Origin of the sequence: Cyanobium sp. T1G-Tous, from assembly GCF_024345455.1 — a bacterium.
Lineage (GTDB): Bacteria > Cyanobacteriota > Cyanobacteriia > PCC-6307 > Cyanobiaceae > Cyanobium_A.
In genome coordinates this window covers 54,345-71,513 of record NZ_JAGQBD010000013.1, presented here as the reverse complement: position 1 = coordinate 71,513, position 17,169 = coordinate 54,345, and the positions used below count along the sequence as shown (strand labels likewise).

General features: G+C 65.0%; 22 protein-coding genes. 11 read left to right on the top strand and 11 right to left on the bottom strand.

Annotation, left to right across the window (positions count from 1 at the left end; all coding sequences use genetic code 11):
- Positions 1 to 109: 109 nt before the first annotated feature.
- Complete coding sequence (gene hpf / locus KBY75_RS09195; RefSeq protein WP_255023686.1) at positions 110 to 700, bottom strand: ribosome hibernation-promoting factor, HPF/YfiA family; 591 nt, start codon at positions 698 to 700, stop codon at positions 110 to 112.
- A gap of 54 nt (positions 701 to 754) precedes the next feature.
- Here hpf and lipB point away from each other — a divergent pair, with 54 nt between their 5' ends.
- The 6 genes from lipB to queA all read left to right on the top strand — a co-directional run bounded on the left by lipB (position 755) and on the right by queA (position 8,058).
- Complete coding sequence (gene lipB, locus KBY75_RS09190) at positions 755 to 1,435, top strand: lipoyl(octanoyl) transferase LipB (RefSeq protein ID WP_255023691.1); 681 nt, start codon at positions 755 to 757, stop codon at positions 1,433 to 1,435.
- Positions 1,432 to 3,006 (top strand): glycine betaine ABC transporter substrate-binding protein, encoded by a 1,575-nt coding sequence (locus KBY75_RS09185; RefSeq protein ID WP_255023685.1) that lies wholly within the window; start codon positions 1,432 to 1,434, stop codon positions 3,004 to 3,006. Before lipB ends, KBY75_RS09185 begins: the two co-directional genes overlap by 4 nt.
- Before the next feature lie 77 nt (positions 3,007 to 3,083).
- Positions 3,084 to 4,997 carry an AMP-binding protein gene (locus KBY75_RS09180; protein WP_255023684.1) on the top strand — a complete coding sequence of 638 codons (1,914 nt, stop codon included), beginning with the start codon at positions 3,084 to 3,086 and terminating at the stop codon, positions 4,995 to 4,997.
- Positions 4,998 to 5,078: 81 nt separating this feature from the next.
- Positions 5,079 to 5,519 carry a YlqD family protein gene (locus tag KBY75_RS09175; RefSeq protein ID WP_106502263.1) on the top strand — a complete coding sequence of 147 codons (441 nt, stop codon included), beginning with the start codon at positions 5,079 to 5,081 and terminating at the stop codon, positions 5,517 to 5,519.
- A 51-nt stretch (positions 5,520 to 5,570) separates the two neighbouring features.
- Positions 5,571 to 6,923, top strand: coding sequence for a dihydrolipoamide acetyltransferase family protein (locus tag KBY75_RS09170; RefSeq protein WP_255023683.1), 1,353 nt, complete (start codon positions 5,571 to 5,573; stop codon positions 6,921 to 6,923).
- Between the two features lie 7 nt (positions 6,924 to 6,930).
- The gene (queA, locus tag KBY75_RS09165) at positions 6,931 to 8,058 is read left to right on the top strand and encodes a tRNA preQ1(34) S-adenosylmethionine ribosyltransferase-isomerase QueA (RefSeq protein ID WP_255023682.1); all 1,128 of its coding nucleotides are present in this window, start codon (positions 6,931 to 6,933) and stop codon (positions 8,056 to 8,058) included.
- A 64-nt stretch (positions 8,059 to 8,122) separates the two neighbouring features.
- On the opposite strand, the gene KBY75_RS09160 is transcribed toward queA, so the two are convergent.
- The 3 genes from KBY75_RS09160 to KBY75_RS09150 all read right to left on the bottom strand — a co-directional run bounded on the left by KBY75_RS09160 (position 8,123) and on the right by KBY75_RS09150 (position 9,859).
- The gene (locus tag KBY75_RS09160; protein ID WP_254937490.1) at positions 8,123 to 8,722 is read right to left on the bottom strand and encodes a superoxide dismutase; all 600 of its coding nucleotides are present in this window, start codon (positions 8,720 to 8,722) and stop codon (positions 8,123 to 8,125) included.
- An 88-nt stretch (positions 8,723 to 8,810) separates the two neighbouring features.
- Complete coding sequence (locus KBY75_RS09155; protein ID WP_255023681.1) at positions 8,811 to 9,449, bottom strand: FKBP-type peptidyl-prolyl cis-trans isomerase; 639 nt, start codon at positions 9,447 to 9,449, stop codon at positions 8,811 to 8,813.
- Between the two features lie 53 nt (positions 9,450 to 9,502).
- The gene (locus KBY75_RS09150; protein ID WP_255023680.1) at positions 9,503 to 9,859 is read right to left on the bottom strand and encodes a phasin family protein; all 357 of its coding nucleotides are present in this window, start codon (positions 9,857 to 9,859) and stop codon (positions 9,503 to 9,505) included.
- A gap of 48 nt (positions 9,860 to 9,907) precedes the next feature.
- On the opposite strand from KBY75_RS09150, the gene lnt reads away from it, so the two are divergent.
- Positions 9,908 to 11,362 (top strand): apolipoprotein N-acyltransferase, encoded by a 1,455-nt coding sequence (gene lnt, locus KBY75_RS09145; protein WP_255023679.1) that lies wholly within the window; start codon positions 9,908 to 9,910, stop codon positions 11,360 to 11,362.
- Positions 11,363 to 11,411: 49 nt separating this feature from the next.
- Here lnt and KBY75_RS09140 read toward each other — a convergent pair whose 3' ends face one another.
- Genes KBY75_RS09140 through KBY75_RS09125 form a run of 4 tightly spaced genes read right to left on the bottom strand, consistent with a single transcriptional unit; the run spans position 11,412 to position 12,671 of the window.
- The gene (locus KBY75_RS09140; RefSeq protein ID WP_255023678.1) at positions 11,412 to 11,597 is read right to left on the bottom strand and encodes a hypothetical protein; all 186 of its coding nucleotides are present in this window, start codon (positions 11,595 to 11,597) and stop codon (positions 11,412 to 11,414) included.
- Positions 11,594 to 11,995 (bottom strand): CrcB family protein, encoded by a 402-nt coding sequence (locus KBY75_RS09135; protein WP_255023677.1) that lies wholly within the window; start codon positions 11,993 to 11,995, stop codon positions 11,594 to 11,596. The genes KBY75_RS09140 and KBY75_RS09135 overlap by 4 nt, the downstream gene beginning before the upstream one ends.
- Positions 11,992 to 12,381 carry a CrcB family protein gene (locus KBY75_RS09130; protein ID WP_254937495.1) on the bottom strand — a complete coding sequence of 130 codons (390 nt, stop codon included), beginning with the start codon at positions 12,379 to 12,381 and terminating at the stop codon, positions 11,992 to 11,994. Before KBY75_RS09130 ends, KBY75_RS09135 begins: the two co-directional genes overlap by 4 nt.
- A 44-nt stretch (positions 12,382 to 12,425) precedes the next feature.
- Positions 12,426 to 12,671, bottom strand: a complete 246-nt coding sequence (locus KBY75_RS09125) for a DUF2811 domain-containing protein (protein ID WP_255023676.1) — start codon at positions 12,669 to 12,671, stop codon at positions 12,426 to 12,428.
- 422 nt (positions 12,672 to 13,093) lie between these two features.
- On the opposite strand from KBY75_RS09125, the gene KBY75_RS09120 reads away from it, so the two are divergent.
- Positions 13,094 to 13,237: a chlorophyll a/b-binding protein gene (locus KBY75_RS09120; protein WP_242036302.1), complete on the top strand. Its 144-nt coding sequence runs from the start codon at positions 13,094 to 13,096 to the stop codon at positions 13,235 to 13,237.
- Positions 13,238 to 13,339: 102 nt separating this feature from the next.
- Here the strand turns inward: KBY75_RS09120 and KBY75_RS09115 are convergent, their stop codons facing one another.
- Complete coding sequence (locus tag KBY75_RS09115) at positions 13,340 to 14,002, bottom strand: class I SAM-dependent methyltransferase (protein ID WP_255023690.1); 663 nt, start codon at positions 14,000 to 14,002, stop codon at positions 13,340 to 13,342.
- Between the two features lie 127 nt (positions 14,003 to 14,129).
- On the opposite strand from KBY75_RS09115, the gene KBY75_RS09110 reads away from it, so the two are divergent.
- From KBY75_RS09110 to KBY75_RS09100, 3 genes are read left to right on the top strand one after another with little or no spacing between them, the layout of a single operon-like run.
- Positions 14,130 to 15,083: an orange carotenoid-binding protein gene (locus tag KBY75_RS09110; protein WP_255023675.1), complete on the top strand. Its 954-nt coding sequence runs from the start codon at positions 14,130 to 14,132 to the stop codon at positions 15,081 to 15,083.
- The gene (locus tag KBY75_RS09105) at positions 15,080 to 15,871 is read left to right on the top strand and encodes a fatty acid desaturase (RefSeq protein ID WP_255023674.1); all 792 of its coding nucleotides are present in this window, start codon (positions 15,080 to 15,082) and stop codon (positions 15,869 to 15,871) included. Before KBY75_RS09110 ends, KBY75_RS09105 begins: the two co-directional genes overlap by 4 nt.
- Positions 15,871 to 16,197, top strand: a complete 327-nt coding sequence (locus KBY75_RS09100) for a hypothetical protein (protein ID WP_255023673.1) — start codon at positions 15,871 to 15,873, stop codon at positions 16,195 to 16,197. Before KBY75_RS09105 ends, KBY75_RS09100 begins: the two co-directional genes overlap by 1 nt.
- A 3-nt stretch (positions 16,198 to 16,200) precedes the next feature.
- Here the strand turns inward: KBY75_RS09100 and KBY75_RS09095 are convergent, their stop codons facing one another.
- Complete coding sequence (locus tag KBY75_RS09095) at positions 16,201 to 16,404, bottom strand: hypothetical protein (protein WP_255023672.1); 204 nt, start codon at positions 16,402 to 16,404, stop codon at positions 16,201 to 16,203.
- Positions 16,404 to 16,859 carry an Rrf2 family transcriptional regulator gene (locus tag KBY75_RS09090; RefSeq protein WP_255023671.1) on the bottom strand — a complete coding sequence of 152 codons (456 nt, stop codon included), beginning with the start codon at positions 16,857 to 16,859 and terminating at the stop codon, positions 16,404 to 16,406. Before KBY75_RS09090 ends, KBY75_RS09095 begins: the two co-directional genes overlap by 1 nt.
- Positions 16,860 to 17,169 lie beyond the last annotated feature (310 nt).

The following is a 17,169-nucleotide window of genomic DNA, read 5'->3' as shown; positions in this document are numbered from 1 at the left end:
AAGCCGAAATGGCGGGCTTCCTCGCAGCACTGGCGCACCGCGCTGCTGCCGTGGTGGGGATCCAGCAGGGCGTGGTCGATCAGGGGGGCTAGGTCTGGCCGGTCGGCGCTCACGCGTCTTTGGCCTGAATTACCCCGAAGCCGCCATGGTTGCGGTGATACACCACCTGGATCTGGCCAGTTTCGGCGTCGCGGAAGACGTAGAAGTCGTGGTCGATCAGCTCCAGCTGGTGCAAGGCATCATCGAGGCTCATCGAGGGCATGTCGTAGTACTTGCGCCGCACACCCCGGTTGGGCAGTTCGGGCTCCTTGCCGTCCACCAAGGTGCTGCCGGGTGGCGGCAGATTGGCGGCGGCGCCGGCCTCCTCGTCGCGGGCGGAGCGGTGCACCGGCCCTTGGGCCTGCTCCTGGATGCGGTCCTTGTAGCGGTGCAGCTGGCGGCTGAGCTTGCTGGCCACCAGGTCGATGCTGGCGTAGAGGTTGTCGCTGCGCTCCTGGGCGCGGATCACGGTGCCATTGGCAAACATCGTGACTTCGACCGTTTGCTGCGGCACCCGGGGGTTGCGGGCCACCGACAGGTGCACGTCGGCCTCTTTGACAAGGCCCTCAAAGTGGTGAATGGCGCGGATCAACTTGGTTTCGGTGTACTCCCGGATGGCGGGAGTGACGTCAAGATTGCGGCCATGGATAAGCAGTTTCATCAGATGGCAACCGCCTCAGGTGCTCTGGTGCACCAACGCTAAGAACGGCTTGTGATATCTCCCAACCTCGATGCAATCCTTTTTGAAGCGACGGCTCCGGTGCCGTTTGAACGGGCCTGGGCGGTCCAGCGCCAGCTGCAGCAGCGGCTGCTGGACTATCCCGAGGGCCCTGACAGCGTGCTCGTGCTTGAGCATGAGCCCTGCTACACCCTGGGCCGCGGCGCTTCGGAGGCCTTTCTGCGCTTTGATCCCGTCGCACCGCCCCTGCCCCTACACCGCATTGACCGCGGCGGCGAGGTGACCCACCACGCCCCGGGCCAGTTGGTGCTCTACCCGGTGCTCAATTTGCAGCGCCACGGCGCTGACCTGCACCTGTATCTGCGCCAACTCGAGCAGGTGGTGATCGATGTGCTGGCGGATTTGGATTTGCAGGGCGAGCGGATCGATGGGCTCACCGGGGTGTGGCTGGAGGGCCGCAAGCTGGCGGCGATCGGTGTGGGGGCGCGGCGCTGGATCAGCCAGCACGGCCTGGCCCTGAATGTGGATTGCGACCTGGCTGGTTTTGCGGCAGTGGTGCCCTGCGGACTCGCTGATCGGCCCGTGGGGCGTCTGGTGGATTGGCGGCCGCAGCTCAACACCCAGCAGCTACGCCGGCCATTGCTGGATGCTTTTGCCAGCCGTTTCGGACTGATGCTGCGGCCATCCAATCCCCAGGACGGGATGTTCCAGCTGTGACTGCTGAGCTGGCCAGGGAAATTGTTTTCCGCAGCGGCGAACACCTTGTTCTGGTGACTTCCAGTGTGGCGCTGGCCCTGCTGATTGCCCTGCCCCTTGGTCTGGCGATTCAGGCGCACCCCCGCTGGCGCCGCCTGGTGCTGGGGCTGGCCAATGCCGTGCAGACCATCCCCAGCCTGGCGATATTCGGCTTGTTGCTGACTGTGCCCCTGCTCGGTGGCATCGGCTCCACGCCGGCCGTGGTGGCCCTGACCCTCTACGCCTTGCTGCCCCTGCTGCGCGGACTGCTCACCGGGCTCCAACAGGTTCCGCCTGGGCTGAAGCAGGCCGGGCAGGCATTGGGTCTCAGTGGCGGACAGGTGCTGCGCTACGTGGAGCTGCCGCTGGCCCTGCCCAGCCTGATGGCGGGCCTGCGGGTGGCTGCCGTGATCGCCGTGGGGGTGGCCACGATCGGCGCGGCGATTGGTGCCGGTGGGCTGGGGGTATTCATCTTCCGGGGCATCGCCACGGTGAACAACACCCTGCTGCTGGCCGGGGCCCTGCCGGCGGCGGCAATTGCTCTGGCTGCCGATGCTTGTCTGGGAGCCCTAGAGAATCACCTAGTCCAGGGGACGGGGCAGCCCCTTCAAAGGTCACGGCTATGGCAGTGGTTCCGGGAGTGGCTCCGGCGGCGGTGGGCCCTGGCGGCGGCCCTGACCGGCGCGGCCCTGCTTGCCGTCGTCCTCGGCTGGCATCAGCTGGCCCCTCCAGGCCCTGCCGGCTCGGTGGTGATCGGGGCCAAGGGTTTCACCGAACAGCAGTTGCTTGGTGAACTGCTGGCCCAGGAGATCGAAGAACACACTTCGCTGCAGGTGCGGCGCGAATTCAGCCTCGGCAGCACTTTTCTTTGCCATGAGGCCGTGCGCCAGGGCCGGGTCGATGGCTACGTCGAATACACCGGCACGGCCTGGTCGGCGATCCTCAAGCAGCCCTCGGGACCCGGCGCCAGCGACCGGGCCAGCCTCTGGAGCCGCGCTCGCCAGCTTTATGCCGAGCGCTATGGGCTGAGGATGTTCCCCTCGCTTGGCTTCGAGAACACCTTTGCGATTTTGATCCGCCAAGCCGAGGGGCAGCAACGCGGGCTCCGCACCATCAGCCAGGCGGTGCAGCCCGCCCGCCGATGGCGGGCGGCCTTCGGCTACGAGTTTCTCAACCGGGGCGATGGCTACCCGGGGCTGGCCAGCCGCTATGGCCTGCGTTTCGCCGCGCCGCCTACGGCCATGGATCTGGGCCTTACCTACCGGGCCCTGGCCGACGGCCGGGTGGATTTGATTGCAGGAGACAGCACCAGCGGCCTGATCCCCTCCCTGAAGTTGCGGGTGCTGCTGGACGACCGCCATTACTTCCCCGCCTATGACGCGGTGCCCGTGTTCAACGCCGCAAGCCTGGAGCGCCATCCGGAGCTGGTGCCGGTGCTGGAGAACCTGGCGGGCCGCCTCTCGGCAGCCACCATGCAACAGCTCAATGCTGCGGTGGATCTGGACCACCAGAGCCCCGAACTGGTGGTGCGCCGCTGGCGGCAGGATCACTGACCAGTCCCCTCCCTTGCAGGCTGGCGTGCGCCCCAGGGGTGTTAACACTGCTGGCAAGCCCTACCGCTTCCACCGCCGTGGCCCGCGCCGCCTCCCCCGCTGAAATCCATTGGAGCGGCAGTCGCCGCGATCGCCAGGCCCTGGCCCAGCGCGCCGACTGGAGCGGCCTCACCGGCCTGGAGCAGCTCTGGCCAGTGCTGGCGGCGCGCCACGGCGATGCCCTGGCCCTGGAGGCTCCCCATGCGGTCACGCCCGAGCAGCTCAGTTACCGCCAGCTGCAGCAGCGCATTGAGCAGGCCGCGGCGGCCTTTGCCGGCCTGGGCGTGGGCGCTGGCGATGTGGTGGCCCTGTTTGCCGAAAACGGTCCCCGCTGGCTGCAGGCCGACCAGGGGCTGATGCGGGCTGGGGCCGCTGATGCGGTGCGGGGCAGCGCCGCTCCTGTGGAGGAGCTGGCGTACATCCTTGAAGATTCCGGCGCTTGCGGCCTGGTGGTGGAGTCGGCGTCCCTGCTGGCCAAGCTGAACCTCTCCCCTGAGGCAAGGGCGCGCTTGCGCTTTGTGGTGCTGTTGGAGGGGGAGCGGGATGGGGGGGCGGAGCCAGGGCCCTGTTTCAGTTGGGGCGAACTGCTCGAGCGCGGGGCGGCGGCGTTGGCCTGCGGCACGCCGGCCCCGCCACCACCGGCTGCTGGGGCCCGCCTCGCCACGATTTTGTACACCTCTGGCACCACGGGGCAGCCCAAGGGCGTGCCCCTGAGCCACGCCAACCTGCTGCACCAGCTGCGCCACCTGGGGGTGGCCGTGGCACCCAAACCGGGTGACCGGGTGGTGAGCGTGCTGCCGATCTGGCACTCCTATGAGCGCAGCGCTGAGTATTTCCTGCTGGCCTGCGGCTGCCGTCAGACCTACACAACCCTCAAGCAGCTGCGTGCCGACCTGCAGCGGGTAAAGCCCCACTACTTGATCAGCGTGCCGCGCCTGTGGGAGGCCTTGCTCTCTGGCTTTGACGACGCCCTGGCGGCCATGCCGGCCTGGCGCCAGCGGCTACTGGGCGCGGCCCTGGCCAACAGCCGCGCTTTTGGCCGCCGCCGCCGCCAGGCCCTCGATCTCACCCTGCGCCCTGAAGGCGTGTTGTCTCGGTTAGGGGCGGCCGGCTTGGCCTTGCTGCGCTGGCCCCTGCACCGGCTGGCGGCGGCCTTGCTTTGGCCGAAGCTGCGCCAGCAGCTGGTGGGCGGCCGGCTGCGCACGGCGATCAGCGGTGGCGGCGCCCTGGCCATGCACGTGGATGGCTTCTTCGAGGCCATTGGCATCGAGCTGCTGGTGGGCTACGGCCTCACCGAAACCAGTCCCGTGCTCACCTGCCGGCGCCGTTGGGCCAACCGCCGCGGCAGTGCCGGCCAGCCCCTGGCGGGCACCAGCCTGCGGATCGTTGATCCCGAATCCGGCGAGCTGCTGGCCCTGGGGCAGCGGGGCCGGGTGCTGGCCCGCGGCCCCCAGGTGATGGCGGGCTACTGGGGCAAGCCGGAGGCCAGTGCAGCCGTGCTTGACGGCGAAGGCTGGTTTGACACCGGCGATCTGGGCCACCTGCTGCCCGATGGCTCCCTGGTGCTCACGGGCCGGGCCAAGGACACGATCGTGCTCAGCAGCGGCGAAAACATTGAGCCCGGCCCCCTCGAGGAGGCCTTGGTGGCCAGCCCCTTGATCGAGCAGGTGCTGGTGGTGGGCCAGGATCGCAAGCAGCTCGGCGCCCTGGTGGTGCCCAAGGAGGCGGCGGAGTCAAGCGATCTGGCCCTGTTGCGGGCTCTGACGCGAGAGTGCAATCGGCTGCTGGCCGCCCGCCCCGGCTCCCGCCCCGACGAACGCCTCTGCGGTGTGGCCTTGGTGGAGCCATTCACGCTCGATAACGGTCTGCTCACCCAGACCCTCAAGCAGCGCCGCGACCGGATTACGGCCCGCGACGCTGCGGCGATTGAGGCGATCTACGCACCCCGCTGACCCTTGTGGGTGCGGTGCGGCGAACCGGCGGTTGACCCCGGTGCGCCCTGCTGACAGCCTGGGCGCTGCTTTGCTCCCCCCATGGCTGACGGCTCCCTCACGATCAAGCGCACTATCACCGTGCGTGCCGTGGTTACTCCCCGTTGGAAGGAGGACGCCGAGCGAGAGCTAAGCAATGCCATCGCCAATGTCGACGCCCAGCTGTCCCAGCTAGAGCAGGAGGGTCAGCAGCTGGTAGACGAAATCCGCCGCCAGAGCGCCAACCCCCTCGACCCCCGGGTGCAGGAGCAGGTGGCTTCAGTGCAGCAGCAGGTGGCGGCAAAGCGCGCCGAGCTGGAGGAGCAGAAGCGTCAGATGCTGGAGCAGCAGCGCCAGGTACGCGAATTGGAAATGGAGCAGATCGTGGAGCAAGGCCAGATCGAGAGCGTCTGCGATGTGCAGGTGGGCGACAACCTGGTTGAGAAGCTGCAGGCGGCTGTGCTGGTGCGCGATGGCGTGATCGAGGCCATCGAAGCCGGCTGATCCCCCTGGCGGGAGCCGCGTAAAATCAGCCCATTACACGGCAGACCTCCGTTGGCCACCCACGAAATCTTCATGCCGGCCCTCTCCTCCACCATGACGGAGGGCAAAATCGTGGAGTGGCTCAAGCAGCCAGGCGACAAGGTTGAGCGCGGGGAGTCCGTGCTGGTCGTCGAATCGGATAAGGCCGATATGGATGTGGAGTCCTTCAACGAGGGCTACCTAGCGGCTGTGTTGATGCCTGCCGGCGGCACGGCGCCGGTGGGCGAAACAATTGGCCTGATCGTCGAAACCGAGGCTGAGATTGCCGAGGTGGCAGCCAAGGCCCCAGCTGCACCTGCTGTCGCCCCAGCACCAGCGCCTGCGGCCGCCACCCCAACTCCCGCTCCCGCCGCACCCGTAACCCAACCTCCTGCCCCGTTGACACCCGCTGCTCCGGCTATTGCTGTGGCGGCTCCGGTGGTGGCTCCCGCGTCGACGGCCAGCGGCCGGGTGGTGGCCTCGCCGCGGGCCAAGAAGCTTGCCTCCCAATTGGGTGTCGATCTGGGTGCCCTGCGCGGCAGCGGTCCCCACGGCCGCGTCCAGGCGGAAGACGTGATGGCTGCCACCGGTCAGCCGATCACGGTGCCGCGGGTTGCCGAGGGTTCAGGCCCCGCCTCCGCACCTGCAGCTGGCAATGGTGCAGCCGCGCCTGCCCCAGCTCCCGCCGGCGATGCCTTCGGCCGGCCCGGCGAGAGCGTGGGTTTCAACACGCTGCAAAACGCGGTTAACCGCAACATGGTCGCCAGCCTGGCGGTGCCCTGTTTCCGGGTGGGATACACAATCACCACCACCAAGCTCGACGCTTTCTACAAGCAGGTGAAGCCCAAGGGCGTCACGATGACCGCCCTGCTCGCCAAGGCCGTGGGCGTGGTGCTGGCCCGCCATCCCCAGGTAAACGCCGCCACCAGCGCCGATGGCAGTGCCATGGCTTTCCCCGCCTCAGTGAATGTGGCCGTGGCCGTAGCCATGGAAGACGGCGGTCTGATCACCCCGGTGCTGGCCAACGCCGACAAGACCGATATCTATGCCATGGCCCGCAACTGGGCCGATCTGGTGGCGCGGGCCCGCAGCAAGCAGCTCCAACCCGAGGAATACAGCACCGGCACCTTCACCCTCTCCAACCTGGGCATGTTTGGTGTGGATCGCTTCGATGCAATCCTGCCCCCAGGCACCGGCGCCATCCTGGCGGTGGCCGCCTCCCGGCCCGCAGTGGTGGCAGGCAAAGACGGCTCGATTCGGGTGGCCAATCAAATGCAGGTGAATCTCACCTGCGACCACCGCACCATTTACGGCGCCCAAGCCGCCGCCTTCCTCAAGGATTTAGCTCAGCTGATCGAGACCAACCCCGAAAGCCTCGCTTTTTAAGCCGGCCATGGGTGGCGCTCCCGAGCAGCTCGATCTACGGCTCTCCAGCTACGACTTCCATCTGCCAGAGGAGCGCATCGCCCAGCGTCCCGTTGAGCCGCGCCATGCGGCGAGGCTGCTGGTGGTGGAGCGATGGGAGGCTAGTCCTGCGCCCCAGGCTCGTCATTTGAGTGTCTGGGACCTGCAGCAAGAGCTGCAGCCCGGCGACCTACTGGTGGTAAACAACACCCGGGTGCTTCGGGCCCGCTTGGAGGCGCGCCGGCCCAGTGGCGGGGCAGTCGAGCTGCTGGTGCTCGAGCCTTGGCATGGCGGGCCGGCCCAGTGGCTTTGCTTGGCTAAACCCGCCAAGAAGCTCAAGCCTGGTGATTGGCTCGAGGTGGTGGCCGAAGGCCAGCCGCCGCTGCCGTTGCAGGTGCTTGGCAGCGACCCCGCTACGGGCGGGCGGATTGTGCAGTTTCCGGTGGAGTGCGCCGATGCGGCCGCATTGGAGCCGCTGCTGGTGCAGTACGGCGCTATCCCCCTGCCGCCCTATATCCACGAGCACGACGCCAGCGACAACGAGCGCTATCAGACCCGCTACGCCTCCCGGCCGGGAGCCGTAGCTGCCCCAACGGCGGGGCTGCATCTCAGCGACGAACTGCTGGCGGCGATCCGCGCTCGAGGTGTAGAGCTGGCCACCACCACGCTGCACGTGGGCCTGGGCACCTTTCGGCCTGTGGAAACGGAAGACCTAAGCCAACTCCAGCTGCACAGTGAGTGGGTGGAGGTGACCCCAGAGCTGGTGGCGGCGGTGGCCGCCTGCCGCGCCCGGGGCGGCCGGGTGATAGCCATCGGCACCACCTCGGTGCGCAGCCTCGAGGCGGTGGCCCAGCTGCATGGCGGCGAGCTGCGGCCCCATACGGGGCCGGTGAATTTGGTAATTCAGCCGGGCTACAGGTTTGCCGTGGTGCAGGGGCTGCTAACCAACTTCCACCTGCCCAAGAGCTCCTTGTTGCTACTGGTGAGTGCCCTGCTAGGCCGCGAGCGCCTTTTGGTTCTTTATGCCGAGGCGATTGAGCGCCAGTACCGCTTTTTTTCCTATGGCGATGCCATGTGGATTGCGCCGGAAGTAGTTCTCAGCTCAGCAAGGCCATAAAAAAGCCCCCGGATTCGCCGGGGGCTGAGCTCGCAGCAAGGAATTGCTGCTACGGGGGTGCGACTCAGGCGGCGGCCAGATTGGCGGCTACGAAGTCCCAGTTCACCAGCTTCTCGAGGAAGGTGGTCATGTAGTCGGGACGGCGGTTCTGGTAGTCGAGGTAGTAGGCGTGCTCCCACACATCCATGGTGAGCAGGGCCTTCTGGCCGTGGGCCAGGGGTAGGTCGGCGTTCGCGGTCTTGGTGACTTTCAGGGTGCCGCCATCGAGCACCAGCCAGGCCCAGCCGCTGCCGAACTGGGTGGCGCCGGCGGTTTTGAACTGCTCGACGAAGGCCTCGTAGCTGCCGAAATCAGCATTGATCTTGTCGGCCAGGGCGCCGGTGGGCTGGCCACCACCACCAGGCTTCATGCACTGCCAATAGAAACTGTGGTTCCACACCTGGGCTGCGTTATTGAAAACGCCAGCCTTGCCAGCATCACCAGCCACTGCGGTGATGGTGTCTTCCAGGCTCTTGGCCTCAAGGTCGGTGCCAGCCACAAGGTTGTTGAGGTTGGTCACGTAGGCAGCGTGGTGCTTGCCGTGGTGAAACTCCAGGGTGGAGCGGGAGATGTTGGGCTCGAGCGCATCGAGGCCGTAGGGCAGCGCGGGCAGCGTGTGAGCCATGGAGAGGGAAAAGACGACGGGTTGGGCAGGAGGGGCGGCGCGCCAGCATCCAGCCAGAGCGCCCATCCTAACGATCCCCGCCCGCAGCTCAGCCGCCGATGCGCAACAGCTCCACCTCAAAAGTGAGGGTGGCGTTGGGGGGGATAACGCCGCCAGCGCCCCGATCGCCGTAGGCCAGATCGGGTGGAATCACCAGCTTGCGCTTGCCGCCCACCTTCATGCCAGCCACACCCTCATCCCAGCCCTGGATCACCCGGCCGCCGCCAAGGGGAAAGGAGAAGGGACCGCGGCCGTAGCTGCTGTCGAATTCCGTGCCGTTGGCCAGGGTGCCCCGGTAGTTCACAGACACTGTCTGGCCGGCGCTGGCTTCGGCGCCGTCGCCGATTACCAGGTCGGTGATGCGCAGGCCGCTGGGGGTGGTGCGCTCTTTAGGAGCGTTGAGTTCACCTCCGAGACCGCTGGCCTGGGCGATCTCAGCGCCGTTGGTTTGATCGTTTTCGCTGGCCATTACAAAAAGGGTGGGGTTGGGGTCGTCGGGGTCGAGCTCGAAGCTGCTGCTCACGGCTGGCCGCGCTTGGGCTGAAAACAGGGAGGCCATGGCTTGGCCACCGGCGCTGGCCGCATCAACTCTGGCCGCATCAACCACGGTGGGATTGACCAGCTGGCTCACCAGAGCCAGCAGCAGACAGGCCACGCAGACAGCGGAGCTGATCAGGATGTCGCGCATGGGACTCCAAGTACTGACTTGATTCTGACGGGCAGACGGATAGCCAGGGCTGATCAGTCGGGAATGTCGATCTCGCCAGGCATTTCATTGCCTGGGCGCTGACGCAGGCTGCGTTCAATCCGGTCGAGTCGGCCCCGCAGCTCATCAACTTCGCGCTGACGGGCCAGGCCTAGGTCTTGCAGGAGCTGGTCTTTATTGCGCTCGAGCTGGCGCTCGGCCTGCTGCTCTAGCTCGGGGGTTTCGCCCCGCAGGGCTTTGAGCACGTCATCGACAAGGGCTGGAGCCTGGCTGGGATCGAGCTTGCCGCTGCGCACCCAGGCCTGGGTCACGCTGCGCAACCGCTCTGACACCAACGAGGTAGTGCCGAGGCCGCGCAGCAGCAGTTGTTGGAGGGGGTTGTTCGGATCCATGGCGGCTTGCTTCCCCAGACACCCTGGCGCTTCCTACGCTTGCTTGCCATGGGCAATGACCGGCTGGGGAGGTGGTGGCTGGTGCTGGCCTCGGGGCTGCTGGCCGGGCTGGCGCTGCCGCCTCTGGGCCTGCCTCCTCTGCTCTGGCTGGCCCTGGTGCCCCTGTGGGCCCTGGCTGGCTCAGCCCTCGGCGCTTGGGGTGGGGCCCTGTGGGGCGCGGCCGCCGTGCTGGTGAGTCACCGCTGGTTGCTGGGTCTCCATCCCCTCGATTGGATCGGCGTACCGGGCCCCTTGAGCCTGCCCCTGGCCCTGCTATTGCTGTTTGTGTGTGCTCTGGCGGGAGCACTGCTGGTGGCCCTCTGGGTGCTGCTAGCGCGGCGCCTAGACCCGCGCCGCTTCAGCAGCGCCCTGCTTTTAGCCGCTGGCTGGGGGCTGGTTGAGGTGCTGCTGGCCAAAGGGCCTTTGTTTTGGCTGGGGCTGGGGGCTGCTGCCCTACCCGGCGATCGCCCCTTGGCGGGATTGGCTGCCCTTGGCGGTAGCGGCTTGCTGGCGGCGGTGCAGTTGCTGCTGGGCTGGTGCCTCTGGCGCTGCTGCACCGCCTCCCAGCGCCGACGCTGGTTGGTGGTTACAACCGTTGCCGTGCTGCTCAGCCACGGCGCCGGTGCTGCTGTCCTGGCGGCCATGCCCCTGCGGGGGGAGGGCGGCAGCGAGCGAGTGCTGGTGCTGCAGCCGGCGATTCCCACCCGCCGCAAGTTTCAGTGGGACCAGCAGCAGCGGCTGCAGCAGCGCCTGGCGGCCGCCTTGGCGGAGGCGGCCCAGCGCTCGGTGGATGTGGTTGTGCTGCCGGAGGGGGCCCTCGGTCTTGAGCCCCAGCTGTCACAGCCGGTGCCGGTGGAGCTGATCAGCGGTGGCTTCCGCTGGCAGGAGGTGGCGGGGGAGCCCGAGCAGCGCAGCGCCCTGTTGCGCCTGGCGGCAGGGGAAAGTCAGGCGAGTAGCTGGCTCGATAAGCATCGGCTGGTGCCCTTGGGGGAATGGGTGCCCTTAGCCGACCTGGCTCGCTGGAGCGGCCTTTCGGCCGTGGGGGGCCTGCAGCCAGGAGCGCCGTCGCGGTTGCTGCTGCGGCCAGCTGGCGCCATCGGCGGGGCAATTTGCTACGAACTATCCGATGGGTCCTCCCTGGCTGCCGCCGCCCGCGACGGAGCCGGCTGGCTGCTGGCCAGCGCCAACCTTGATCCCTACCCTCTGCTACTCCAGCAGCAGTTTCAGGCCCTGGCCCAGCTGCGGGCCATTGAAACGGGCCGCTGGCTGGTGAGTGCCGCCAACACGGGGCCCAGCCTGCTGGTGAATAGCCGCGGCATGCCCGTGGCTTCGCTGCCTTCCGGGCGGGCCGCCACCGGAGTGTTTACTGTTCCTCGCCTGCAGGCCCCCAGCCCCTACGACCGCTGGGGAGAGCTTCCCTTGCTACTGGTGCTGGTGGGGGTGGCTTGGCGCAGATGGGGCTGAGGGATCACCTGCTTCGGCGTAACTGCCGGAGCCGCCCCAGGGTGCAGGCCTAGACAGCCAGCAGCACCGCAAACGGCAACACCACCACGCCCGTTAGCCAGCAACCCAGCACGGCCAGGGCGCTGCAGCCATGCAGGGCGCGCAGCAGGGAGGGTTGATAGGGCCCCTTTTTTGGAGAACCGTGATTAACGGAGCCTTCTTTTGAGGGGCTGGGCCTCACAGGAGCGCTGCTCATTGTTTTTTTGGGATTGCCGCCCGATCCCGCAGCCGGTGGCTCAAAAACATCCCAATGGTGTGGCCAAGGGCGACCAAGGCAACCCCACCTGCGAGGCTCGCCAGTAGCAACAGAGCGCTTTCCCCTGGTTTGCCGGCCTGCAGGGCTCTTGCCAGGTCCAACATCCAGGTGCAGAAGGTGGTGAGGGCCCCGCAGAAGCCGATGCCTGCCAACAGCATCAGCCTTTTGCGCTGGCTGGCTTGGGCCAAAACCAAACCGAGCAGTAGGCAGCCCAGCATGTTGGCGATCACATCGGCCTCCAGCTGCCAGCGCAGTAATGCGCCGGGGATGGCGCCGCCGGCCACGAGGGCCAGGTCGCGCAAATCTCCCTTCAGGCTGCGGCTTGGGATGGTGCTCACGGCTGAGCGCCCAGGCTGAGGCCCGCCAGCATCGCCAGCAGACCTCCGGTCACCGATCCGCCAGCGAGCACGGCAGCCTCGCGCCAATGCCGCTTGCCCAGCTCGCTCCAGAGCTCGGCGCTGAAGCTAGAGAAGGTGCTGAAACTACCCAGGAAGCCGGTGCCGATCAGAAGCAGTGCTCTGCGGGAAGCTTCGCCGCAGCTCTGCTCTAGGCCCACAATCAGCCCTAGGGCAAAGCAGGCGATCACATTCACCCCAAAGGTGCCCCAGTGCCGGCTGGGCAGCACGGGCTCCAGGTGATCCACCACCCGGAAGCGGAGCCAGGCGCCGGGAACGGCGCCGATCGCCACCAGGAGGGCATCGGCCTCTGATGCTCCTGCGGCCATTGCTGCCCAACAATTCCCTGTCACTCTGCCCCCGGCTGGGCAGCTCAGGGCCTGGTTGCGGAGGGATCGGGTTCTTGGCGGCGGAATAGTCCGTCGAGGTAATGGCGAGCCACGGCCCGGTCTGGGCAGCCGTGCTGGAAGAGGAAGCCGGCCAGGGCTGCCTGCATCAGGCGGTATTGATCCCACTGCGGGTGAACCCGGACAAACTCCCGCATGGCGTCGTACAGCTCCTCAGGGAACTGGTTTTCGACCGAAACAAAGGCGGGGGGGTGGTCCGGGATCTGGAGCATGGCGGCTTCGGCCTGGGTCCCCCATCACCCCACGCCAGGCGCTCATCCGTCAAAGGCTGCCCCGGAGGCGAGTCTGGCAAGACGCACGGCCACCAGCACCGGCCCATGGGCGCTTTCGGGGTTTGGGGGCTGCGGCTTCAGGCTCGGAAGTGTTGCTTGGAGACGCGTCAAGGGGAGGGCCGTTTTCCCCATCTAGAACCAAAAGGATCAGGGCGAGCGGCCGATATTGAGCCGACGTTCTGTGGAAAAACCTACGCAAAGCTGGGGATAAGGGCGCTTGGTTGGGGAAAAGCTCACTGCTCAGCAGTGGTGATCAATCCAGGGTTGGTCTGCAGGAACCCCTATGGCCGGCCCCGATCGAGCGCAACCTCAGCTTCAAGATCTGTTACGATCAATTTAAGTTTCGTATCCAACGAACATCAATGGCTGAATCCACCACCCGCTTTGGTTTTGTCGCTTTCGCTGAAACCTGGAATGGTCGTCTCGCCATGCTCGGTTTCGTGATCGGACTCGGTACCGAGCTCCTCACCGGTCAAGGAATCCTGGGCCAATTGGGTTTGGGCTGAATCCACTCGGGCTGAGCACAACAGCCTTCAGAATTTTCCGGGCAGTGAAAACTGCCCGGTTTTTTTGTGTTCTTGCAGCCAGACCCTGCTGCTGACGGCTGCCTAGCTGGCAATCGGCTTGGCGGCAATCACCGCCAAGAAGGGATCGCCTTTGCGGCCAAGCCAGCCGAGAGCTCCTGGGGCTGCTGTCTCTTCCGCCACCAGCTCAGGCCTGCCCCAACCCTGGGCCATCAATACCTGGGCCACGTAGGCCAAGTGATCACGGTCGCCGCCGTCGGTCCAGATCTGGGGCGCTTTTTGAAAGAACATCCGGTTGCTGAACGCCACGATCACTTCACCCCTGGGCCGGATCACCCGCAGCAGCTCGGCGGCTACAGCTTCCGGTTGTTGAAGGTATTGCCAGCCGGCCACGATCAGCGCCACATCCACGCTGTCGTTGGCTAGCGGTAGCTGCTGATCAACGTTGAGGTTTTGCACCCAATGGCGATCCAGGCGCGGATTGGCTTTGAGCTCTTCGGCATTGAGGCCATGGCCGATCACCTCCTGATAGGCGATGCCCTCTGGTAGATGGCTCACCCAGCTGCTCATCAGATCCAGCACCACGGCGCAAGGGGGGATGCGCTCTCCATACAGAGAGGTCAGCCGGGCCCGGAAGCTGGCATCGAGGTGCTGGACGAGGCGGGGCTCTGCGTAAAAAAGAGCGTCGTCTGAGCGATCGAGCTTGTAACGGTCGGCTTCATTTAGCACCGGTACGGGCGCAGCCATGGTCAAGGAGTCGAGTGTTTGGAGCAGAATTGGATCATGGCGGAGCTGCAAAACGGCTGCGACTTATCAGATCTGGCTCCTTGGCGCTAGAGTCTGCAAATCTCCTTAACAATTGGATCGTCGCCGCATGTTCACGCTTGAGAAGGCAACCCAGATCTTTCCCGATACAGCTTCAGCTGACGTCGTGCCTGCGATCACGGCCCGCTTTCGCTTGCTGAGCGCCGAGGACCAACTGGCTCTGATCTGGTACGCCTATCTCGAAATGGGCAACACGATCACCGTTGCCGCCCCTGGAGCAGCACGGATGCAGTTTGCCGAGCCTGTGCTCAACCAGATCAAGGCGATGAACTTCGCTGAGCAGAGCCAGGTGATGTGCGAGCTTGCCAATCGCGCCGATACCCAAATCGGTCGCACCTACGCCTGTTGGTCGGTAAACATCAAGCTGGGCTTCTGGTACCAGTTGGGCGAATGGATGGCCGCCGGTTTTGTTGCTCCGATCCCTGAGGGCTACCAGCTGTCGCCCAACGCTTCTGCCGTGCTCAGCTCAGTGAAAGCTGTCGATCAGGGCCAGCAGATCACCCTGCTACGCAACTTTGTGGTTGATATGGGCTACGACCCCGCCAAAGGCGAGGGACAGCGAGTCATGGAGCCCATTGCCGCTCCCACTCCCCAAGAGCAGCGCAAGCGGGTGTTCATCGAGGGCGTTATCAACCCAACGGTGAACAGCTATATGGACCTGCTGAACGCCAACGACTTTGACAATCTGATCGAACTGTTTCTGCCGGATGGTGCCCTACAGGCCCCTTTCCAGAAGCCAATCGTGGGTCGTGACGCGATCCTGCGCTTCTTCCGTGAAGACTGCCAAAATCTGCAGCTTCTTCCTGAGCGAGGCTTTGCTGAGCCCACAGAAGGCAATTTCACCCAAATCAAGGTGACTGGCAAGGTCCAAACCCCCTGGTTTGGAGCCGGCGTTGGTATGAACGTTGCTTGGCGTTTCCTGCTCAACCCCGACGGCAAGATCTACTTCGTGGCCATCGATCTGTTGGCTTCGCCTGCAGATTTGCTGAAATTCGGCCGTTGAGCGTAGCCAGCCGCAAGGGGCTTCTGCTTGCCGCACTGATAATGCTGGGTTGGCTGGCCAGCCTTGCTGGCCTGTTGAGCTGGGATTTAAACGCCACGCAGCTGGCCGGACCATTGGTTTGGCTGGCGATCTTTTTTGGAGTGGTTGGCCGCACCCTGTTGCAAACAGGCCTTTTCATCGTTGGTCACGACGCCATGCATGGGGTGTTGTGGCCCCATTGGCGCTATGGCAATGCCTTACTGGGCAGGATCGCCCTGGGCCTATATGCGGCGCTTCCTTATCAAGCCTGCTGCCGCAACCATCAACACCACCATCTATTCACTGCAAGCTCCGCTGACCCTGATTTCTACGGGGACCCGGCTGCAGGGGCCATTGGTTGGTATGTCCGTTTCATGGCTGGCTATCTCACCTGGGGGCAGATGGGCCGGTTACTTACCGGCTGGACAGTGTTGGCCTTGATCGCCTGCCGCTTGGCTCCAATCGGCTGGCTGAATGTGCTCCTGTTTTGCACCTTGCCCCTGCTGCTCAGCTCGCTGCAGTTGTTTGTTTTCGGCACCTACCTGCCCCACCGAGGCCAGCGTTTGCCCCAGCGTCGCCCCCATGCCGACAGCCTCGAACTGGCCCCCTGGCTCTCCCTACTGGCCTGTTTCCACTTCGGATATCACCGGGAGCACCATGACGCCCCAACGCTTGCCTGGTTTGAACTTCCGGCCCAGCGGCGTAGGTCTCGCAGCAGGCTGAGTCCCCGACTAGCCTCGCTGCTAGGGGAGAGGGCTCAATTCACATGATGGACACAATGCTCGAAGGTTGGACAGACACGGAGCAGGCGGTTGCCCGCGAAGCCTTCGAACGTGCGTACACCAGGGCAGTGCAGAAGCTAGTGGCTCAGGTGCGTGCCAAGGCCAACGAACTTGAATCTGCAGAAACCATATGGCAGCTGCATGATTACTTGAGTATTGAGCGCCACACTATCGAAGGTCGCTTTGATTTCCGCCTTGACGGCATCCTGTTCGTGTTTGCCAGCTTGGTCAAAGACAGCCTGCTGCAGATCGACGAACTGAACGGTCTAGAAGCTGAGAAGCTGGCCAAGATCGTGGCGATGTCCCGCTTTTAGCCCTCAAGTGATTGAGCGGTTGCCCTGATCGGGCATGGGCCTTGGGCTGGGTGGCTCGAAGGCAGGCAACAGGCTGTTAACTCCCAGCATCACGAAGCCAAGGGCCCCAAGCAGGGCCAGCAGCCTTAGCAACAAAGGGCGCCCCTGGTCGATGGGCCAGTCGTCTTGGTCCTCCCTTAATGGAGGCAAGGGCTTGCGGTTAGGCATCAGATGTAAAACATCGGCAAGGGCTGCTTTATGGCATCGTGCTCGCGCAGCAGTTGGGCCAGGGTGGTGGCTCTGAGAAGGGCTTCCTTACTGGCTTCCAGTTTTTGCTCTAGAGCTGCAAGCACCAGGAAGGCCGGATCATCTGGTTCTCTTTGCTGTTCCGTGCTGCTGCTGCCTTCCAATGCAGCCACTACATCTGCCACGGTGATGTTGTCTGGATTGAGGGCGAGTTGAAAGCCCCCCCTCGGTCCACGGATGCTGGTTAGCAGTCCGGCCTTGCGCAGGCCGGTGAGCATCTGCTCCAGGTAGCGTTCGGGAATGGCATGGCGCTTGCAGATTTCGCCGGTTTGAACCAAGGCTCCAGAGGCGTAAGCCCCGGCGAGGTCTATGAGGGCGACCAATCCATATTGGGTTTTGGCGCTGAAGCCCATGGGCTTGCAATGGTCAACTGCCATTCTGCCAGCCAAACAACGCTCGGCGGGTCGGAAATCCCAAGGGCTGTCAACTGGTTGCACCAAAAGCCCCCAAACCAAGAGGAGGCTGGGGGCTTTTCTATAAGACGGCTCATTGGTTGAGAAACCGTCAGCCGGTAGAAAATCGGGTGTTAAGGCCAACAAAGGCAGGCTCGGCGCTCACACACGCCATGCGACTCGTTGGTTCCGTGTGATCAGTTGGTTGGGTGGAAAAGGGTTGGATATGGCCTGATGGTGGATCTGAGTCAAGGGCATCACCTCCGAAGAGCGGAGATTGGTTGGAGCGGAGATC

Excerpts from the sequence above, each read along its gene's own strand:
- hpf (WP_255023686.1), bottom strand. The coding sequence starts at position 700 with ATGAAACTGCTTATCCATGGCCGCAATCTTGACGTCACTCCCGCCATC.
- KBY75_RS09175 (WP_106502263.1), top strand. The coding sequence starts at position 5,079 with ATGGCTGACGGCTCCCTCACGATCAAGCGCACTATCACCGTGCGTGCC.
- queA (WP_255023682.1), top strand. The coding sequence starts at position 6,931 with ATGGGTGGCGCTCCCGAGCAGCTCGATCTACGGCTCTCCAGCTACGAC.
- KBY75_RS09160 (WP_254937490.1), bottom strand. The coding sequence starts at position 8,722 with ATGGCTCACACGCTGCCCGCGCTGCCCTACGGCCTCGATGCGCTCGAG.
- KBY75_RS09155 (WP_255023681.1), bottom strand. The coding sequence starts at position 9,449 with ATGCGCGACATCCTGATCAGCTCCGCTGTCTGCGTGGCCTGTCTGCTG.
- KBY75_RS09150 (WP_255023680.1), bottom strand. The coding sequence starts at position 9,859 with ATGGATCCGAACAACCCCCTCCAACAACTGCTGCTGCGCGGCCTCGGC.
- lnt (WP_255023679.1), top strand. The coding sequence starts at position 9,908 with ATGGGCAATGACCGGCTGGGGAGGTGGTGGCTGGTGCTGGCCTCGGGG.
- KBY75_RS09140 (WP_255023678.1), bottom strand. The coding sequence starts at position 11,597 with ATGAGCAGCGCTCCTGTGAGGCCCAGCCCCTCAAAAGAAGGCTCCGTT.
- KBY75_RS09130 (WP_254937495.1), bottom strand. The coding sequence starts at position 12,381 with ATGGCCGCAGGAGCATCAGAGGCCGATGCCCTCCTGGTGGCGATCGGC.
- KBY75_RS09125 (WP_255023676.1), bottom strand. The coding sequence starts at position 12,671 with ATGCTCCAGATCCCGGACCACCCCCCCGCCTTTGTTTCGGTCGAAAAC.
- KBY75_RS09120 (WP_242036302.1), top strand. The coding sequence starts at position 13,094 with ATGGCTGAATCCACCACCCGCTTTGGTTTTGTCGCTTTCGCTGAAACC.
- KBY75_RS09115 (WP_255023690.1), bottom strand. The coding sequence starts at position 14,002 with ATGGCTGCGCCCGTACCGGTGCTAAATGAAGCCGACCGTTACAAGCTC.
- KBY75_RS09110 (WP_255023675.1), top strand. The coding sequence starts at position 14,130 with ATGTTCACGCTTGAGAAGGCAACCCAGATCTTTCCCGATACAGCTTCA.
- KBY75_RS09100 (WP_255023673.1), top strand. The coding sequence starts at position 15,871 with ATGGACACAATGCTCGAAGGTTGGACAGACACGGAGCAGGCGGTTGCC.
- KBY75_RS09095 (WP_255023672.1), bottom strand. The coding sequence starts at position 16,404 with ATGCCTAACCGCAAGCCCTTGCCTCCATTAAGGGAGGACCAAGACGAC.
- KBY75_RS09090 (WP_255023671.1), bottom strand. The coding sequence starts at position 16,859 with ATGGCAGTTGACCATTGCAAGCCCATGGGCTTCAGCGCCAAAACCCAA.